The 18,660-nt window shown below is 55.1% G+C and carries 14 protein-coding genes, 1 tRNA gene and 1 pseudogene; 10 read left to right on the forward strand and 6 right to left on the reverse strand.

The window, feature by feature from the left end; translation table 11 throughout:
- The first annotated feature begins 1 nt into the window (after nucleotide 1).
- A complete protein-coding gene (gene sfmF / locus DFO52_RS07100) occupies nucleotides 2-523 on the forward strand; it encodes a fimbria assembly protein (protein WP_133549891.1) in 522 nt (173 codons plus the stop codon).
- A gap of 51 nt (nucleotides 524-574) precedes the next feature.
- Here sfmF and fimZ read toward each other — a convergent pair whose 3' ends face one another.
- The 3 genes from fimZ to DFO52_RS07120 all read right to left on the reverse strand — a co-directional run bounded on the left by fimZ (nucleotide 575) and on the right by DFO52_RS07120 (nucleotide 3,459).
- On the reverse strand, nucleotides 575-1,207 hold the full coding sequence (fimZ, locus tag DFO52_RS07105) for a fimbria biosynthesis transcriptional regulator FimZ (RefSeq protein WP_023310647.1): 633 nt from the start codon (nucleotides 1,205-1,207) through the stop codon (nucleotides 575-577).
- 800 nt (nucleotides 1,208-2,007) lie between these two features.
- Nucleotides 2,008-2,736: a response regulator transcription factor gene (locus tag DFO52_RS07115; protein WP_047648506.1), complete on the reverse strand. Its 729-nt coding sequence runs from the start codon at nucleotides 2,734-2,736 to the stop codon at nucleotides 2,008-2,010.
- A 24-nt stretch (nucleotides 2,737-2,760) separates the two neighbouring features.
- Nucleotides 2,761-3,459, reverse strand: a complete 699-nt coding sequence (locus tag DFO52_RS07120; RefSeq protein ID WP_133549893.1) for an EAL domain-containing protein — start codon at nucleotides 3,457-3,459, stop codon at nucleotides 2,761-2,763.
- Between the two features lie 278 nt (nucleotides 3,460-3,737).
- On the opposite strand from DFO52_RS07120, the gene DFO52_RS07125 reads away from it, so the two are divergent.
- The 8 genes and pseudogenes from DFO52_RS07125 (at nucleotide 3,738) to pheP (ending at nucleotide 13,035) form a co-directional block, all read left to right on the forward strand.
- Nucleotides 3,738-3,814 (forward strand) — tRNA-Arg (locus tag DFO52_RS07125).
- Between the two features lie 100 nt (nucleotides 3,815-3,914).
- Nucleotides 3,915-4,745 carry a CPBP family intramembrane glutamic endopeptidase gene (locus DFO52_RS07130; protein WP_133549895.1) on the forward strand — a complete coding sequence of 277 codons (831 nt, stop codon included), beginning with the start codon at nucleotides 3,915-3,917 and terminating at the stop codon, nucleotides 4,743-4,745.
- Nucleotides 4,746-5,101: 356 nt separating this feature from the next.
- Nucleotides 5,102-6,118: an iron ABC transporter substrate-binding protein gene (locus tag DFO52_RS07135; RefSeq protein ID WP_029741061.1), complete on the forward strand. Its 1,017-nt coding sequence runs from the start codon at nucleotides 5,102-5,104 to the stop codon at nucleotides 6,116-6,118.
- 24 nt (nucleotides 6,119-6,142) lie between these two features.
- Nucleotides 6,143-7,717, forward strand: a complete 1,575-nt coding sequence (locus DFO52_RS07140; RefSeq protein ID WP_047648503.1) for an iron ABC transporter permease — start codon at nucleotides 6,143-6,145, stop codon at nucleotides 7,715-7,717.
- Between the two features lies 1 nt (nucleotide 7,718).
- Nucleotides 7,719-8,750 (forward strand): annotated as a pseudogene (locus DFO52_RS07145) (ABC transporter ATP-binding protein).
- 149 nt (nucleotides 8,751-8,899) lie between these two features.
- A complete protein-coding gene (yahO, locus tag DFO52_RS07150) occupies nucleotides 8,900-9,175 on the forward strand; it encodes a DUF1471 family periplasmic protein YahO (protein WP_023310654.1) in 276 nt (91 codons plus the stop codon).
- Between the two features lie 184 nt (nucleotides 9,176-9,359).
- Complete coding sequence (locus tag DFO52_RS07155) at nucleotides 9,360-11,543, forward strand: TonB-dependent siderophore receptor (RefSeq protein WP_133549897.1); 2,184 nt, start codon at nucleotides 9,360-9,362, stop codon at nucleotides 11,541-11,543.
- Between the two features lie 103 nt (nucleotides 11,544-11,646).
- Nucleotides 11,647-13,035, forward strand: a complete 1,389-nt coding sequence (gene pheP / locus DFO52_RS07160; protein WP_029741065.1) for a phenylalanine transporter — start codon at nucleotides 11,647-11,649, stop codon at nucleotides 13,033-13,035.
- A gap of 104 nt (nucleotides 13,036-13,139) precedes the next feature.
- On the opposite strand, the gene DFO52_RS07165 is transcribed toward pheP, so the two are convergent.
- Together DFO52_RS07165 and DFO52_RS07170 are read right to left on the reverse strand one after the other, a co-directional pair.
- Complete coding sequence (locus DFO52_RS07165; RefSeq protein ID WP_047648498.1) at nucleotides 13,140-14,384, reverse strand: mechanosensitive ion channel family protein; 1,245 nt, start codon at nucleotides 14,382-14,384, stop codon at nucleotides 13,140-13,142.
- A gap of 65 nt (nucleotides 14,385-14,449) precedes the next feature.
- Nucleotides 14,450-15,886: an MFS transporter gene (locus DFO52_RS07170; protein ID WP_133549899.1), complete on the reverse strand. Its 1,437-nt coding sequence runs from the start codon at nucleotides 15,884-15,886 to the stop codon at nucleotides 14,450-14,452.
- Nucleotides 15,887-15,993: 107 nt separating this feature from the next.
- On the opposite strand from DFO52_RS07170, the gene DFO52_RS07175 reads away from it, so the two are divergent.
- On the forward strand, nucleotides 15,994-16,866 hold the full coding sequence (locus tag DFO52_RS07175) for a helix-turn-helix transcriptional regulator (RefSeq protein ID WP_047648495.1): 873 nt from the start codon (nucleotides 15,994-15,996) through the stop codon (nucleotides 16,864-16,866).
- Between the two features lie 38 nt (nucleotides 16,867-16,904).
- On the opposite strand, the gene DFO52_RS07180 is transcribed toward DFO52_RS07175, so the two are convergent.
- Nucleotides 16,905-18,518, reverse strand: coding sequence for a ShlB/FhaC/HecB family hemolysin secretion/activation protein (locus tag DFO52_RS07180; protein ID WP_243737941.1), 1,614 nt, complete (start codon nucleotides 18,516-18,518; stop codon nucleotides 16,905-16,907).
- Between the last annotated feature and the right edge of the window lie 142 nt (nucleotides 18,519-18,660).

An 18,660-nucleotide genomic window follows, 5' to 3' on the forward strand; every position in this document is an offset into this window, starting at 1 on the left:
TATGCGAAACGGGATCCGTTTTCTCACCGTAGCGCTCTTTGCGCTTTGCACCCAGGCTCAGGCGGACACCGCGTTGGGCGAGATTAACATTCGGCTCTACGGCAATATCGTCGATTTTACCTGCGTTGCCGAGGGCAGCGACAGTGACAAGGCCGTCCCGCTGGGCACCTGGCCCACGAAACAGCTCAGCACCACCGGAAGCCGCACGCAGCCTATGCCGTTTACGCTGAAGCTGACCGGCTGCCCGCCGGGCGCGGCGTCCATTACGTTTTCGGGTAAAGCTGATGGGAGCAATAGCGGCTTGCTGGCGCTGAATGACGCCAGTACTGCAAGCCATGTCGCCGTTGAGATCAGGGATGCGGATAAAACGCGCCTGGCGCTTCAGCAGGCCAGCCAGCCGGTCTCGGTTGACGCACAGGGAAATGCGACGCTGTCGTTTTATGCCAATTATATTGCCACTGCCGATAACCCTCAGCCCGGACGGGCTGATGCGGATGCCACATTCATGATTAATTATAATTAGCACTGACCGCACTCCCTGCAGCTCAGATAAGCTGCAGGGAGTGAATTCAGGTTATAGCAGCTCGTGAGCTTTGGCGTAATCAATTAATTCCACGATGCTTTGCACACCCAGCTTGGAATAAATATTGGATTTATGCGCGCTAATGGTCTTGTTGCTTAATAGTAGCTGTTCAGCTATTTCCTTGTTGGATAATCCATTCGCCAGATACCGTAATACCGTGACCTCGCGATTCGATAATGGCATATCTACTGCCATCCCTTTCCCGGAACCCAAATGGTTTATAAAGTTCAACGTCTCCGACGGGAAAAAGGAATAGCCCATCAGAATCATTTCTACGGCGTTGTAGATCTCACCCAAATCTTTTCGTTTACTGACGAAGCCATTTGCCCCGGCGCGAATGGCGCGACCTGCGTAAAACAACTCTGATTTAGACGAGAGGAACAGAACCTTAATGTTTTTGTTTAAGTTCCTGATTCTCTTTAGTAAAGAGAAGGCATCCGTGCCCGTGAGTTCAATGTCAAGGATCACCAGATCGATAGGGTGATTGCGGATACAGTCAAGGACTTCATGGCTATCGCCAGACTTGAGCTTGACTGCGATATTCTTATTTTTCTGTAGCAGGACTTCTATCGACATTCTGACGATAGGATGTTCGTCCATAATGATAACGGATGCCGGTTTCATTTTTAATGCCTCAGATTGTTAAAAGCGTTATACAGAGTTTGGTAAAACTCTCGAAATGCCGGAAGGATATAATGTGCAGATCCCTGTACCGTAGTATTTCCCTGGGAAGAGCGAAAGCATCCTTGTTTACGTAATGAAAAGAACTATGCCTCAGCGCGGTCATCTCATTAGGCTGGTGTTGGCAAAAAGGTTTTTCTTATTCAGATTTGATACGCATCTTATTATACAGGGTAAGTTTTTTCCGAAAACCCTGTAAATTAATATGAGGGTATTGGTTTGTATTATCTTCTGGATATGAATCGCTATTTTTTTAAAAATAGCGGAAATATCCTGTTATCCCATTTACTGCATATTTTCATCTTTATGTAATAACAAAAAATAACAGATATCGCTGTATGTTGATTAATTGTTAACAAAAATACGCCTGTTTTTAAGTTGCGAACCCGCAAAGATGAGGTTAAAAATTGCCCTCGCAGGCCGTCAGACCTTCATCCGAAAGTGCTTACGTTGACCAGGACAACGGCGTCTGATGCACAGGAGAACATGCTACCCGCTTCGCTTTTTACTCCTGGCTGTTGTCGCTAAGCTGCTTGTTTTTACATCATTATCATCTTGTTAACGCCTTCTGCATTCACTTAACGGATGGAGGAAAGTGCTGCCGTTCCGTTAATCTGTGGCATTTCACAAGGTTCACGCCCATAAATTAGGAATAGTTATAATTTCGAGTTTATTGTTAAAAATTAACATTTTTGCAACGCAAGTGGTAAGTAATTTCCTAAACCGCTTTAGGAAATAAGGGGTTAGGAGGTGAGTGAAAACGTGCAGTCTGAGAGGTTATTAAGAAGATGGAGCAATTCCTGGCGATGGCTTAGACCCAGCTTTAGGAGAATGCAGCTGAGACGATAGATAATGCGGCTATAGGGGCGATTCTGCATAAGGGCAATCTGACGCAATGTCTTGCCCCGGGAAAGCTCCTGCAGGATGGGCCATTCGTTTCGCGAGAACCAGTCTTTCTCGGTACCCAGCGGAGGTAGGGTATCCAACAGGCTGTGCTGGAGCGCAGCGGCGTTCAGCTGACGTTCGAGCACATGAAAGGGACCCGCCGCTTTGCAGAAGAGGCGGGTGTCGTAATTATCGGCCCGGACCAACAGCCAGGGCGTCAGGAACGGAGGAAACAGGCTATGCCGTCTCAACTGATCCAGTTTCTCCAGAAGGCCCGTGGATCGGCTTTCAATATCCACGACCAGACGGGCTGAAGGCCACTGGGTCTGAGCGATAAGGGCGTCGTCCAGCGTGGCGTAGTCGCAGCAGCTGCTCAGGGGAAACTGCCCGTTGAGAAAACCGGTGCGCAGGTAGTGATCCTCCGTCACCAGAAGGATAAACGGGGCGTCGGTTTTGCGGGGCTGGCTGATAGACTGGCTCAAAAATTCGAGCCGGTCGAAAAAGGGGGGAGCAAAAGGTGAGCGCGTAAATCCCAGTGCATCACTTCCTGTACGCCGCCGCCGGTAACGGCGCACTGTCATTCGCATGGTCTCCCTCCTGGAAATGGCTTTTTAATCCTCCGGCCATGTCCAGGACGGCCAGTAATATCCCTGGCCGAGGTCTGCGCCTGCCTGCAGTGCCCAGGTACGATCGCGTTCAGTCTCAATACCTTCAATAAGCACTTTCCCGGCAAGCTGAAAGCAAAGGGAAACCAGTTGCCTCAGCGCAGGGGTGTCGCGTAAACGCCAGAATGCTTCCTTATCTATTTTGATGCCGCTTAACGGGAGTCGGCAGGATAAAAACGACTGCACTGTGACGTCATCCACGTCATCAAGCCAGATTGCATGTCCCTGTCTGCTAAGTTGCCGCAAATTTTGAACGACATGCTGCTTCTCAACGAGGGGCAGCGCTAAAAAGGACGCGAGATCGACAATCTCAATATTGAGCGACACGTCTGGCAACCGGATAAGTCGCTGAAAAGAGGCTGTCTCTGTCAGGACGGTTATCGGCAGATTAATAAAAAGATTATGACCGTGCGGCGCATTTTTTAACGCGGCAAGCTGCGCTTCAAGCAGCGCTATCGACCAGTCTGCGGACCGTTCGCAAAAAAAGTCTTCGCTGTGCCGCGTGTCGGACAGAACGCTTAGTACCTCCACGCCAACCTGGCGCAAGGAGGAAAGGGCGACGATGGGCTCAAGCTTAATGCCGACGATGTCCTGCGAAATGTACTGTAACCGGGGGGGCGTATCGATCAGGTTTTGCGCTGTCACTCCATTGTCCTGTTGTCTGCCAGCCTCCAGGCGGCCGGGATACCTGACTCTAGTGTGACGAGCTGACGTTCAGGAAAACAGCAGGCGTTACTTAAATGCAACTAAGCCTTTTCGCAGCGCCAAATTTTACGGTGAAACAGGGCGAAATGTTGAGAAAATAGCCGTATTTACAATCGGCTAGCGGTAATTGCCGTGGAAAACGGAAAAGGCATTGACTCACCTGCCATTGACCGTATAATTCTTCGCGTTTCACCACCGCGAAGTACACGCATATCAGTGCGCCCTTAGCTCAGTTGGATAGAGCAACGGCCTTCTAAGCCGTAGGTCGTAGGTTCGAATCCTACAGGGCGTGCCATTTCATTTCATAGAGTACGCCTCCTTCACATCCTCTGATTTCCGTTGTGGGACATATTTGGGACATCGCCCCTAACATTTACCGGTCAAGAAGGACATTTATGTGGTATCTACTCGCAACTTCGCTTGCCGCACTTTCCCTTAATAAAAGCCTCGCTTATCTGATGCTGGGATTAACGGCATTTCTCGGCTGGAAACAGGGCATTCTTGACGCCCCGGCGCTGCTGGTTATTGCATCAATTGTTGTTGGCTGGTCTGCTGTTGAATGGCTACGTAATAAAAATAATAAATATACATATCTGGTCGAAGGCCTGTGCGTGGTCATCGCCGTTGCCCTGGTTTTGCATGTGATCCCGGGCTTCCATAACCCCAAAGTGCTGGATGCTGTCGTCGTTGGTCCGCAAAGCATACCGTTCAGTATGTACTTTAATATGGACAAGGCAGTGGTGCCTTTCTTTTTAATTACGTGCATGCCAACGTTATTCGTAGCAAAGCCCCTCTATCAAGCTGGCAAGGTCGGCTGGGGAATATTGGTTCTTGCGATACCCGCGCTGTTACTTCTGGCTGTTGCGTTGGGCGGACTTAGAATTGAGCCGCATGCGCCAGAATGGTTCGCTCAATTTGCCCTTGCGAATATTTTCTTCGTCTCTTTGGCCGAGGAAGCCTTGTTCAGAGGCTACCTGCAGCAACGCTTGTCCCGGATTATTCATCCTGTTGTCGCGCTGTTGATTGCCTCAGTCATCTTTGGGCTGATGCATTATAGCGGCGGTTTATTACTGATCATTTTTGCCAGCCTCTCCGGCATTATTTACGGCCTGGCGTGGATGTGGAGCGGTAAGCTCTGGGTTGCAACGTTATTCCATTTTGGCCTGAACTGCGTGCATTTATTGCTCTTCACCTATCCGATGTATGCCCCCCACGCTGCGATGTGATGCGTTTTTAAATAGTCGCCTAATAATTTGGCTACCTCTGAATAAACATAAAAAGCCCCAAAATATCGGGGCTTTTTTATATATGCCGGGCGCGTAAATAACAAATTTCACTTCGCGGGAGAATGAATAGAAGGCTAATGAATTTCATTGCTGGCAGACTTAAGGTTTTCTTAATATAAATATTTTCTCGGATTAAAATCTGGTTTTTTATTTTTACAAACTCCGCAATAAAGAATTTTTACACTTTAACGTTTAAACTCGATTGATACTAATTATCATTAGCGTTGTTGTATGCTTTAATCCTGTCCCACAAAGCTATGAGTCGTTAATCCCGTTGGTCTATTAAGGATATGTTCATGAATTCTCGCCTGCTGTCCTGCTTCTCGCTTGCCTTGTTGTCTTCATCACTTTTCCTTTCTACACAATCGGTTGCGGCCGATAACAACGAAGGCATCGTTGTTTATAACGCGCAGCACGAAAACCTGGTGAAGTCGTGGGTTGACGGTTTTACTAAAGAAACCGGCATTAAGGTCACTCTGCGTAATGGTGATGACAGCGAGCTGGGTAACCAGCTGGTTCAGGAAGGCAGCGCGTCACCGGCAGACGTGTTCCTGACGGAGAACTCGCCGTCAATGGTGCTGGTGGATAACGCCAACCTGTTTGCGCCGCTGGATGCAGACACCCTGAAGCAGGTACCGGCAGAATATCGTCCGGCGCACGGTCGCTGGATCGGCATCGCGGCCCGCAGCACGGTATTTGTGTATAACCCGGAAAAACTGAACGAACAGCAGCTGCCTAAATCGCTGATGGATCTGGCTAAGCCCGAGTGGAAAGGCCGCTGGGCGGCATCTCCGTCAGGCGCGGATTTCCAGGCCATCGTGAGCGCCATGCTGGCGCTGAAAGGCGAGAAGGCCACCCTGGAATGGCTCAAGGCGATGAAAGCCAATTTCGTTGCCTATAAAGGCAACAGCACCGTGATGAAAGCGGTCAATGCCGGTCAGATTGATGGCGGCGTGATTTATCACTACTACCGTTTTGTCGATCAGTCCAAAACCGGTGAAAACAGCAAAAACACCCAGCTCTACTACTTCAAACATCAGGATCCGGGCGCGTTTGTGAGCCTCTCTGGCGGCGGCGTGCTGGCATCCAGCAAGCACAAAGCGCAGGCGCAGGCCTTCATCAAATACATTACCGGTAAAGAAGGCCAGGAAAGCCTGCGTACCAACAACGCCTTTGAATATGCAGTGGGCGTGAACGCGGCCTCAAACCCGAAACTGGTCCCGCTGAAAGATCTTGATGCACCGAAAGTTGAACCTTCAACGCTTAACAGTAAAAAAGTTATCGAGCTGATGACGCAAGCCGGCCTGCTGTGATCCTGAGAGTAAAGTAAACGTCTTATGTCTGGTCTGAGTCTCGACATCGGAAAAAACAGAGTGCAGGAGCCTGCCCGCAGGCGTCCTGCACTGCCGATGGTTGCGTTAGCTGTGTTGTTTTCATTAATGGCGCTTCTGCCTTTGGGTTTTATCATTGCCATTGGCATTGAGACCGGCTGGGAAACCATTAAGGCGCTGGTGTTTCGCCCGCGTGTTGCTGAGCTGCTCAGCAACACGCTGTGGCTGACGGCTTTAGCGGTTCCTCTGTGTATCGTGACGGGCGTGGCAATCGCCTGGCTCACGGAGCGCACGCAGCTTGCCGGGCGAGGGATCTGGTCTGCACTGGCGGTCGCCCCGCTGGCGATCCCCGCGTTTGTGCAAAGCTATGCCTGGGTGAGCGTTGTCCCGTCCATGCACGGGCTCTCCGCGGGCGTGTTCCTCTCGGTTCTTGCCTACTATCCGTTTATCTATATGCCGGTTGCGGCGGTGCTGCGTCGCCTTGACCCGACGCTTGAAGATGTCGCCGCTTCGCTGGGTACGCCGCCGTGGCGGGTCTTTTTCCGCGTGGTGCTGCCCCAGCTCAAGCTGGCTATCTGCGGCGGCGCGCTGCTGGTGGCGCTGCACCTGCTGGCGGAATATGGCCTGTACGTGATGATCCGCTTTGATACCTTCACCACGGCAATTTATGACCAGTTCCAGTCTACCTTCAGCGGCCCGGCGGCGAACATGCTGGCGGGCGTGCTGGCCCTGTGCTGTCTGGCTATATTAATACTGGAAGGCGTGACGCGCGGAAAAGCACGCTACGCGCGCATTGGCGCCGGGGCCGCGCGCGAGCAGAAACGCTGGCCGCTGAAGCCTGCGGCCGCCGCGCTGGGCCAGCTGTTTTTCATCGTGCTGATCGTGCTGGCGCTGGGCGTGCCGTTAATTGTTCTGTGTCGCTGGATTTGGCTCGGCGGCGTGCAAAACTGGATGAGCGCCGATCTCTGGCATTCGCTGCGCCAGACGCTGATGCTCGGCGTGGGCGGTGCGCTTCTGACGACCGCGTGCGTGATCCCCATCGCGTGGCTGGGAATTCGCTATCCGCACCGCATCTTCCGGATGCTGGAAGGGTGCATCTATATCACCAGTTCGCTGCCGGGCATCGTCACGGCGCTGGCGCTGGTCACCGTCACCATTCATTACGCCCGTCCCATTTACCAGACGGAAATTACCCTGTTCCTGGCCTACCTGCTGATGTTTATGCCCCGCGCGCTCATCAACCTGCGGGCGGGGATTGCGCAGGCGCCGGTTGAGCTGGAAAACGTGGCGCGCAGCCTGGGCAGCACGCCCGCGAAGGCGCTCTGGAGCGTCACGATGCGGCTGGCCGCGCCGGGTGCGGCGGCAGGGGCCGCGCTGGTTTTCCTCGGCGTCAGCAACGAGTTAACCGCCACGCTGCTGCTCTCTCCGCTGGGCACGCGCACGCTCTCCACCGGATTCTGGGCGCTGACCAGTGAAATTGACTATGTTGCCGCCGCGCCTTACGCGATGCTGATGATCCTGATTTCACTCCCGCTGACCGCCATTCTCTATATGCAGTCGAAAAAAATTGCAGGGCTATGACATGCTTGAATTAACCGCCATTTCTAAATCGTTTTCTGATGTGCAGGTGCTCGACAGCTTAAACCTGAGCGTGGCGCCGGGGAGCAGGACGGCGATTGTCGGGCCGTCCGGGTCGGGGAAAACCACGCTGCTGCGTATTCTTGCCGGGTTCGAAACGCCTGACACCGGGCGCATTGTCATGCAGGGGAGAACGCTGTTCGATGAAAACAGTTTTGTTCCCGCCCACCTGCGCCGGATCGGTTTTGTGCCTCAGGAGGGCGCGCTGTTCCCGCACCTCAACGTGGCAGACAACATTGCCTGGGGGCTGGACGGCACCCGCCACGAGAAGCGCCAGCGCGTTGAGGCGCTGATGGAGATGGTTTCTCTGGACAGGCAGCTCGCAACGCACTGGCCCCACGAGATTTCCGGCGGACAGCAGCAGCGCGTGGCGCTTGCCCGTGCGCTGGCCCAGCGACCTTCACTGATGCTGCTGGATGAACCGTTCTCGGCTCTGGATACCGGCCTTCGCGCCATGACGCGTAAGGCAACGGCCGATCTGCTGGCCGAAGCGGGCGTGGCCTCGATTCTGGTCACCCACGATCAGAACGAAGCGTTGTCCTTTGCCACGCAGGTTGCCGTGATGCGCTCCGGACGCTTCACGTAGGTCGGCACGCCTTATGACGTCTACACCCGTCCGGTTGACGAAGAGACGGCGCTGTTTCTTGGCGATGCCGTGATCCTGCCTGCTCGGCTCGCTGCCGGGTATGCGGTGTGCGCGCTGGGCGAAGTGCCGACGGACAACGCGCATGCGACAGGAGAGGGCAGGGTAATGATGCGCCCTGAACAATTACGCGTGACGGCATGTGCAGCGCATGAAAGCCCGATCTCGATTCTTGATGTGGACTTCACCGGACAGCTGTCGACGCTCACCCTGGGATTAGCCGGGCAGCAGCAGCCTGTGATTCTGAAGACCGTAAGCCAGCCAGGATGGAACCCGGGCACGGCGGTACACATTGATATTGCTGGCACCGCGCGGGTATTCGAATATTCTTAATACTCGTTAGTAATTTCATGCAACGGGTTGTTATAAAAGAATTTTCCTGAACGTATGGCATTTCCTGAGATTCTCTACCATGCTCATAAAACCTCACCACAATGCGTGAGGTTTTTCGTAGTTGCTGATTAATCTCAAGGAAAAAGGTTATGAAAAAGACGACTGCTATTTTGTTGGGAACGGCGTTACTGTTTACAACCAATGCTTTTGCTGCACAGCTGCTCACTAAAAGCGAGTTCAAGAAAGTTGCATCTCAATATAAAAAAATCGGTACGGTAAACACCTCGAATGAAGTATCGGTTGATGATGCAAAAAAAGAACTGATTGAGAAAGCCGATAAGAAAGGCGCGGATGTCCTGGTGCTCACGTCAGGGAACACCAACAATAAAATTCACGGTACGGCCAATATCTACAAGAAAAAATAATAGCTTTGCAGCCACCCCCGATACGGGGTGGTTGTTCCCCTCTTTTCTCGCCAAACCTCCTCCTGAACGCGGTTACGCTTGCCAACGCATAGATAATGCGTATAGTTCTCATTTGCATTGCACCCAATACATTCTAAGGCCCGACAACGGGTCATTTTTGCGCGCACTTTAAAATGAGTTAACGATGAACAACACCATCATGCACAAGACGCTGCTGGCGCTCGCCGTTGGCGCGGCGACACATTCCGCCTTCGCGGCGGACGATCAAAAAGAGGACACCCTCGTTGTCCAGGCTGCACCAGCCAGCGATTTCAAACCCGGCGGCGACCAGCTGGTACCTGCCTTTCTTGACGGACAGGTGGCGAACGGCGGGCGCATGGGGATGCTGGGCCAGCAAAACGCCATGGACGTGCCGTTCAACATCATCAGCTACACCTTGAAGCTGGTGGAAGATCAGCAGGCGAAAACCATTGCCGATGTCGTCGCGAACGACGCGGGCGTGCAGTTCGTTCAGGGGTACGGCAACAGCGCGGAGACCTACCGCATCCGTGGCCTGAAGTTCGACGGCGACGACATGACATTTGGCGGCCTGTCCGGCGTGCTGCCGCGCCAGGTGGTGGATACCCAGATGGTTGACCGCATCGAGATCTTCAAAGGGGCCAACTCGCTGATGAACGGCGCGGCAAGCTCCGGCGTGGGCGGGATGATCAACCTTGAGCCAAAACATGCGGGCGAACTCCCGCAGGCGAAAGTCGGCGTGGATTACACCTCGGATTCCCAGTTTGGTACCACGCTGGATGCGGGCCGTCGCTACGGCGACAGCGACCAGTTCGGCGCGCGGGTGAACCTGGTCCATCGCGAAGGGGAAACCGGCATACCGAATGACCGCCGCCGCACCACTCTGCTCTCTACCGGCCTGGATTACGCGGGCGACCGCTTCCGCACCTCGCTGGATCTCGGCTATCAGAAGAAAACCTTCCACGGCAGCCCGACCAGCGTCAATATTTCCGCGGTGGACTTCGTGCCCGAGCCGCCGAAAAACGATCGCAACTTCTCGCAGAAGTGGGCCTACAGCAACATCGAAAACGAATTTGGGATGTGGCGCAGCGAGTACGACATCACCGACGGCTGGACGGCCTATACCGGTCTTGGCGCGCAGCACGCGCACGAGGAAGGCATCTACAGCGCGCCGAAGCTGGTGGATAAAAGCGGCAAGGCAACGGTCAGCCGTCTGGATACCAACCGCATCAGCGATTCCGTCAGCGGCATGGCGGGCGTTCGCGGGAACTTCACTACGGGCTTCGTCTCGCACAAGGTCAACGTTGGCTATTCGGCGATGACCAAAAACGAAAAAATCGCGTGGAAAATGTCGGCGGCGAAGGATAACCCGACCACCAACATCTATCACAATACCGGCGTCGATATGCCGGACAGCACCAACTTCAACGGCTCTGGCGGGAAGTACAGCGATCCGCTGACCAGCGGGCGCACCCGTACGCAGGGCTGGCTGCTGAGCGATACGCTGGGCGTGCTGGACGACAAGCTGCTGTTCACCGCAGGCGCGCGCCATCAGAAGGTGGTCATTCGCGGGTATAACAAAGTCACCGGTGCGGAAAACGCGGCGGACGGTTTCGACGGCAGCCGCTGGATGCCCACCTACGGCGTGGTCTACAAGCCGTGGGAGGCGATCTCCCTCTATGCTAACCACACCGAAGCGCTGCAGCCGGGCAAAACTGCGCCTAACACCGCCACCAACTACGGCCAGAGCACCGGAATCGTTCACTCTAAGCAGAACGAAGTGGGCGTGAAGGCGGACTTTGGCCGCGTGGGCGGATCGCTTGCGCTGTTCGAAATCAAAATGCCGTCGGCGATCCTCGACGACAGCGGCCACTACGGCCTTGACGCTGAACAGCGTAACCGTGGCGTGGAGCTGAACGTCTTCGGCGAGCCAATGCTGGGGATGCGTCTGAACGCCAGCGCCACCTGGCTGCAGGCCGAGCTGACCAAAACCAAAAATGGTGTGAATCAGGGCAACGATGCGATCGGTATTCCGAACTTTTACACCGTGCTGGGCGCGGAGTACGATATCAAGCCGATTGACGGCCTGACCGCCACCGCCCGCGTGAACCACTCCGGCGCGCAGTACGCTGACCTGGCAAACACCAAAAAGCTGGACAGCTACACCACGCTGGATCTGGGGATGCGCTATCGCTTCGCGGTGAACCACAATGAAAACCAGATGACGGTTCGCGCGGGCATCGACAACGTGACCAATGAAAACTACTGGGCCAGCGTGGACGACTCCGGTACCTATATTACGCAGGGCGAACCGCGCACCTTTAAGGTCTCGGTTGGCTACGCGTTTTAAGCGTTCCATCTCGTTATCCGGGGCAGGGATGCCCCAATCCCTTGCTACCTCCAGCATGAAGTGTTAAAACGTGCCCCTTCTAAAAAAGAGACAGGGGTAGGACGTGAAAGACGCGTCATCCGCTTCAGGCCATGGTAGCGCTGAAGCCTCGTCGGATCAGAATCCGACGCTGCAACGTGGTTTGCAAAATCGACATATTCAGTTAATTGCCCTTGGCGGCGCGATCGGTACCGGGCTGTTTCTCGGCATCGGCCCCGCTATTCAGATGGCTGGCCCGGCGGTTCTGCTGGGTTACGGTATCGCCGGGATTATTGCCTTCCTGATCATGCGCCAGCTTGGCGAGATGGTCGTTGAAGAGCCGGTTTCAGGCTCCTTCGCGCACTTTGCTTATAAATACTGGGGCCCGTTTGCAGGCTTCCTGTCCGGCTGGAACTACTGGGTCATGTTCGTGCTGGTGGGGATGGCGGAGCTGACCGCCGCAGGCATTTACATGCAGTACTGGCTGCCGGATGTGCCGACGTGGATCTGGGCGGCGGCCTTCTTCATCATTATTAACGCCGTTAACCTCGTCAACGTGCGCCTGTATGGCGAAACCGAGTTCTGGTTTGCGCTGATCAAGGTGCTGGCGATTATCGGGATGATCGGCTTTGGCCTGTGGCTGCTGTTCTCCGGCCACGGCGGCGAGCGCGCCACGATCGACAACCTGTGGCAGCACGGCGGCTTCCTGGCGACCGGCTGGAAAGGGCTGATTCTCTCCCTGGCAGTGATCATGTTCTCCTTCGGTGGACTCGAGCTGATTGGCATTACCGCTGCGGAAGCGCGCGACCCGCATAAAAGCATTCCAAAAGCGGTCAACCAGGTGGTGTACCGGATTCTGCTGTTCTACATCGGCTCGCTGGTGGTGCTGCTGGCGCTCTATCCGTGGGTGGAAGTGAAGTCCGACAGCAGTCCGTTCGTGATGATTTTCCACGATATGAACAGCAACCTGGTGGCCTCGGCGCTGAACTTCGTCATTCTGGTGGCGTCTCTGTCGGTCTATAACAGCGGCGTTTACTCCAACAGCCGCATGCTGTTTGGCCTCTCCGTGCAGGGCAACGCGCCGAAGTTCCTCACCCGCGTCAGCCGTCGCGGCGTGCCGGTGAATTCCTTGTTCCTTTCCGGCGCTATCACCTCGCTGGTGGTGCTGATTAACTATCTGCTGCCGAAAGAGGCCTTTGGCCTGCTGATGGCGCTGGTTGTCGCCACGCTGCTGCTGAACTGGATCATGATTTGCCTGGCGCACCTGCGCTTTCGCGCCGCGATGCGCCGCAAGGGACGCGAGACGCAGTTCAAAGCGCTGCTTTATCCGGCGGGGAACTACATCTGTATCGCGTTCCTGGGGCTGATTCTGGTGCTGATGTGCACCATGGATGAGATGCGCCTTTCGGCGATGCTGCTGCCGGTATGGGTTATCTTCCTGTTTGTGGCGTTTAAGCTTTCCCGCAAAAAGTAACGCGGTTTTCTCCCTCTCCCTGCGGGAGAGGGCCGGGGTGAGGGCACCAGACCGCACCTGCCTTCACGCCCGGTGGCGCTTCGCTTACCGGGCCTACAAACGAATTATCTGGCGATAACGCCCGCCAGGGATCGAATATCGTTCCCGGTCGGGGACTGGTGAATACGCAGCCCAAATTCATCCACCACCGCGAAAATATGGTCGAAGATGTCGGCCTGAATCTCTTCATATTCTGCCCAGACCACCGTATTGGTGAAGGCATATATTTCAATTGGCAAACCATTCGCATCAGGCGCTAGCTGGCGCACCATCAGCGTCATATCTTTGCGAATACGCGGATGGTTGCGCAGATATTCATTCAGGTAGGCGCGGAAGGTACCAATATTGGTCATCTTACGCAGGTTTAATACTGACTCCCCTTCACCGTTCTTCTGATTCCACAGGTTAATTTCCTCATGTCGCGCGGCCAGATAGGGCTTCAGCAGCTTCGCCTGAATAAGTTTTTGCTGCTCCTGCTCGTCGAGAAAATGAATGCTGGTGGTATCAATATTCAGGCTGCGCTTAATGCGTCGCCCGCCGGAGGCAGACATGCCGCTCCAGTTGATAAAGGCGTCAGAGACCAGGGCCCACGTCGGAATGGTCGTAATCGTATTATCGAAGTTGCGTACTTTCACGGTGGTCAGGCCGATGTCCGTCACCGTGCCGTTGGCACCGTATTTCGGCATCTCCAGCCAGTCGCCGAGCTTGAGCATGTCGTTGGCGGAGAGCTGAATCCCCGCCACCAGTCCGAGTATCGGGTCTTTAAACACCAGCATCAGCACGGCGGCCATGGCGCCGAGACCGCTTATCAGAATCGCCGGGGACTGGCCGATCAGCAGGGAGATAATCAATATTCCCACCAGGATGGCGCTCACCAGCTTGATGCCCTGGAAGATCCCCTTCAGCGGCAGCTGTGATGCGGTGGCCATTTTCTGCGACAGATTAAAAATCACGTCCAGCAGTGAGAAGAAGGAGAGCAGGGCATACACCATGACCCACAGCTTTGCGCATGTCGTGAGAATTTCCGCCGCTTCGCTGCCTTTTTGCAGCCACAGTACCGCCTGGACGTTGACGATTATCCCCTGAAGGGTGAAGGCCAGACGGTGAAATAATTTATTCTGGGTGATGATCTGCAGCCACAAATGGCTGCTGGCCTGCGCGCGTTTTTCGAAAGCGCGAAGCACCACTTTGTGCAGAATAAAATGAACGATGATGGCGGTAAGAAAAATAATACCAAAGATAATCACTAAAGAGGTGGTGTGATTAATTTCAATGCCTAACTCTTCAACCTGAGCAATTAATTCCTGCATAACGTCTCCTGTATTGATGCAGCCCCATAATGGCGGCTGCGGATCTATTATGCAAATTCACGGGCTTATTTGGTGGCCTGGCAGACCTTTACCATCGGCAGGCACAGGCGATGGCGGATGCGCAGCGTCGCCAGGGCAAGCACCACCATCATCGCCGTTTCCACCATCAGGAAGACGTTCACCGCCTGGGTGTAATCCCCGTGATGGTTCTGCAGCGCGTGGAGCAAAATCGCGCCAAAAATGGCCGGGCCAAGCCCCAGCGCGGCCTGCTGCAGCGTGCTGAGAATGGCGCTCGCGGCCCCCGCGTCGTCAGGCTGAATATCGCGCATCCCGATGCGGTAGAAGCTGTTCACGATCAGCGCCTGCCCGTAGCCGACCAGCCCGGTCGCGGGTGCCAGCGTCAGGGCGGTATTCTCCATTCCCCAGACGCGGAACGTGGCGATCAGCGCCAGCAGGCCGACAATCTGGATCGCCAGACCGGTCAGCAGAATGGTACTGGTGCTGTAGCGAGCAATCAGCCGCGGCGCGAACCACGCCGAAATAAAGTAAGTTACGCCCAGCGCGATAAAACTGTTTCCGGACTGCCACGGTGCCATCCCCAGACCGGTTTGCATGGTCAGCGCCATACAGAACATAAACCCGGACCAGACGCTGAAAAAGAGCATCGCAATCAGAATGCCAAAGCGAACGCTGCGAAGCTGCAGCAGGCGCGGCGGGATCAGCGGGTGGGCGTTCTCACGCTCCTTTTTGCGCGCATTCAGCGCCGTCAGCCAGCTCAGCGGAATAATCGCGAGAAGCATAACCTTCAGCGGCCACGACCAGTGCCACTGGGGGCCGAGCGCCATCGGGAACAGCAGGCAGCAAAGAATGATCGCCAGCAGCACGGTTCCGGTCCAGTCGATGCGTGACGGCGTCTCGCGACGGGTTTCGGGTACGAAATGGCGACTCAGCGCCAGCACCACCAGACAGATCGGCACGTTGATGAAGAAGGCGTTACGCCAGCCCAGCCCGGCGATATCCGCCGATACCAGCCAGCCGCCGCCCATCTGGCCGACGATAAACGCAATCCCACCGATGCCGCCAAACAGGCTGATGGCCTTAGCGTGCGCCGTACCTTTCAGCGTCACGTGCAGGGTGGCAAGAATTTGCGGCACGATCAGTGCGGCTCCCGCCCCCTGAACGATGCGCGCGGCCAGCAGCTGTTCAATGTTCCCCGCCATCCCGCAGAGCAGCGAGGCCAGGCCAAAACTCGCGACGCCCCACATGAACAGACGCCGACGGCCAAAGTTATCCCCCAGCTTGCTGCCGAGCGCGAGGCAGACGGCGAAGGCCACGCCGTAGAGGGCGACTATCAGCTCCAGCTCGGTGGCGGTGGCGTTCAGCGAATGGGTGATGGCGTCCAGCGCCACGTTGGTGATTGAGGTATCAATCATCGGCAGCATCTGGCCGGTTAGCAGCAATATCAGGCCAGCGCGGCCCGGTGAAACAACTGACGTATTCATGGTAACTCCATTGCGTCATTCATCAGATGGTCGTAGCATCAACCATCTGATAAACGGGTACCAGTTCTTGCTTATACTGGTACTGGCACTACCATGCAGGGGGATTTATGGCCTTGATGTCTGAACCCGTCGTCTCACTTCAGGATGACACCCGAAAACAGCTGGGGGCATTTTTACGCGCACGACGTGAAAGCCTCGATCCGCAGCGTCTCGGCCTGCCGCGCAGCGGTCGCCGCCGCACGCCGGGCCTGCGCCGGGAAGAGGTGGCGATGCTCGCTGATGTGGGCGTTACCTGGTATACCTGGCTGGAGCAGGGCAGGGACGTCAATCCGTCGAGCGCGGTGATGGCCGCTGTTGCAAAAGCGCTACAGTGCACCCCGACCGAGGCCCGACACCTGTTTGTGTTAGCCGGGTTGCCGCCGGGTGAAGCGCCGCAGGCGGTCTGCTGCGAGGGCATCAGCGAGGGCACGCGGCGCCTGCTGGATACGCTTATGCCTAAACCCGCCAGCATTCAGAAACCGAATTTCGACATCGTGGCGTGGAACGACAGCTTCGGGCACCTGATGGGCGTCGATTTCAATGAAATCCCGCCGGAAGACCGCAACTGTATTTACCTGTTCCTTACCCACCCGGCGTGGCGCGCGCGTCTCGGCAGACGTGACGATGTGCTGCCCATATTTGTCTCCTATTTCCGGGCTGCGATGGCCGAACACCGGGGTGACCCGCAGTGGGAGGCCAAGCTGGCGCGCTTCTTTGCGGTGTCGGAAGAGTTCAAAACCCTGTGGCACCAGCGCAACGACGTGCGCGGCGTGGAGAACCAGCTCAAGCTGTTTACCCATCCCGAGCTGGGGGATTTTACGCTGCAGCAGATGTACTGGTACTCCGCGCCGCGAAACGGGTCGCGGCTTCTGGTGTATCTGCCGGTGGATGAGGCGGGGGAACGGGCGATGGAATGGCTGGCAGAAAAAAGCCGATCGTAATACTCATCGCCCGAAAGTGTTAATTTTTCACTCTGCCCTCAGTACTGCCATTGCACCGAAAATCCAAGCGTGACGGGACTGGTATGCATCTCATCCGGTTTTGCCAGAGGCACACCCGCAAAAAGGTCATAACCCAGATGGCCTTTTACCCCACGTACGCCTGCGACCGCACCGGCAATGTGCTCCCCGCTCCAGTAATCATTTTCTGAGCCGCTGACTTCGCCATAGTCTGCGCCAATATACGGCTGCATTCCCCATACCGGCAGATTCAGATTGATATCATTACGCAGATACCAGCCTTTGTCGGCATACAATGAGGACTCTCCGTCAAAGCCGCGCACCGTCCAGCGGTTGCCGATGGTGAACTTATCGGGCTGGGTCAGCCTGTCCGGAGTGGTCTGTTGCTTGAAATGCGGCTCATAGCTGAGGGCGAACTTGCCCAGTTTGAACGGGAAAGTACCGTCTGCACTCAGCGTAATGATGCGCGCCTGCGCGTCGGCGCTGCCCACCATCTCTTCGGCATCGGCTTCTTCACCAAACCAGGGTGCGGCATGTTGATAACCGAGGCTTGCCGTAAGCTGGCCGAATGGAAGATAGGCTAAATGCTCCAGGCTAAGCTGCCAGCTGCTGGTGTCCCGGTGCTGAACCTCCACTTCCACGTCGTTAAGATCGTAGCGGGAATCACGCTTAATCCCTTTAAAGCCCAGCGTGGTTTTCTGGCTCGCGCTGCGGTAAACCACACGGTTAAGCGCGGCGGTCATTAACTTTTCATCGCTACTGTACCGGTAGTGAAAATCACCGCTATGGATAGTCTGCGTCGTTCTGTACTGGCTGGCATAAAGTTCCAGCGCCCAGTATCCCCAGGGAACGGAGTAAAACGCCGAGGTATTATCGTTACGCTTGCCGTTTTCATTTTTGAAACCACCGCCATACGCTGCATAAAACATATCGTTGAGCGAGGTGGGGTTATCCAGATATAGCGCCAGGCCCCCCTGATACCGTCCGGTGTATTTACTACCGGAATCATCAAACCAGCTGCCCAGTCGCCAGGCTTTACGCTGGTCGCGCTTGATCTCTACGCGGGTATCGCCAGGATTTTCCCCCGGCATCAGACGAATACTCGCCTGCGAACCGGGAATACGCTGCAGGTTTTCCAGCCCCTGTTCCAGACCGCGTAAATCGAGGAGATCGCCCGGCGCTTGCGGGACGTTATTCCAGCGATGAACGGGGAGCCCGCTTTGATCCTGAATAATGACATCACTGACGCGTCCAGGCAGGATTTGCAGGGTTAGCGTTCCCTTGTGCAAATTTTGCTCCGGTATTAATACGCGGGTGGTAATAAATCCGTGGGATATTAATCGATCCTGCACGGCCGTATGTATGGCTTTAATTCCCTTCACGCCGATACAGTTATTCTCAGCCTGACGAATGACATCGCGGAAGATGAGCCAGTGTGGAAGCGACTGCGTATTGTCGATTCTCACATGGCGAATGTCATAGCAAACAGACTCTTTCGGAAGAACAAGCGCGTCGCCATTAGACGTGCTTTCAGCCGTAAGCAGCGGCTTACCCTGAGGCGCGAGCTGTTCGTGTCGGGCTTGATCCTGCTGCTGTATCGTTGCTGGTTCGGCATGAAGAAGAGAGGATTGCATTAAGCATAAGGACAAAAAAAGGAAACTGAGGCCCGCTTGATAATTGTTCATTATAATTTACAACGTCCTGGAGATACTCATCGCAGAAACATAGTTAGGGAATAAAGCCTCACGAAGGTGTGAGGCTTTTTATTTAAAAAGA

The organism is Enterobacter sp. AG326 (assembly GCF_004362415.1).
Lineage (GTDB): Bacteria > Pseudomonadota > Gammaproteobacteria > Enterobacterales > Enterobacteriaceae > Enterobacter > Enterobacter asburiae.

Excerpts from the sequence above, each read along its gene's own strand:
- fimZ (WP_023310647.1), bottom strand. The coding sequence starts at position 1,207 with ATGAAACCGGCATCCGTTATCATTATGGACGAACATCCTATCGTCAGA.
- DFO52_RS07180 (WP_243737941.1), bottom strand. The coding sequence starts at position 18,518 with ATGCAATCCTCTCTTCTTCATGCCGAACCAGCAACGATACAGCAGCAG.
- DFO52_RS07155 (WP_133549897.1), top strand. The coding sequence starts at position 9,360 with ATGAACAACACCATCATGCACAAGACGCTGCTGGCGCTCGCCGTTGGC.
- DFO52_RS07115 (WP_047648506.1), bottom strand. The coding sequence starts at position 2,736 with ATGCGAATGACAGTGCGCCGTTACCGGCGGCGGCGTACAGGAAGTGAT.
- DFO52_RS07130 (WP_133549895.1), top strand. The coding sequence starts at position 3,915 with ATGTGGTATCTACTCGCAACTTCGCTTGCCGCACTTTCCCTTAATAAA.
- DFO52_RS07165 (WP_047648498.1), bottom strand. The coding sequence starts at position 14,384 with ATGCAGGAATTAATTGCTCAGGTTGAAGAGTTAGGCATTGAAATTAAT.
- yahO (WP_023310654.1), top strand. The coding sequence starts at position 8,900 with ATGAAAAAGACGACTGCTATTTTGTTGGGAACGGCGTTACTGTTTACA.
- sfmF (WP_133549891.1), top strand. The coding sequence starts at position 2 with ATGCGAAACGGGATCCGTTTTCTCACCGTAGCGCTCTTTGCGCTTTGC.
- DFO52_RS07135 (WP_029741061.1), top strand. The coding sequence starts at position 5,102 with ATGAATTCTCGCCTGCTGTCCTGCTTCTCGCTTGCCTTGTTGTCTTCA.
- DFO52_RS07170 (WP_133549899.1), bottom strand. The coding sequence starts at position 15,886 with ATGAATACGTCAGTTGTTTCACCGGGCCGCGCTGGCCTGATATTGCTG.
- DFO52_RS07175 (WP_047648495.1), top strand. The coding sequence starts at position 15,994 with ATGGCCTTGATGTCTGAACCCGTCGTCTCACTTCAGGATGACACCCGA.
- DFO52_RS07140 (WP_047648503.1), top strand. The coding sequence starts at position 6,143 with ATGTCTGGTCTGAGTCTCGACATCGGAAAAAACAGAGTGCAGGAGCCT.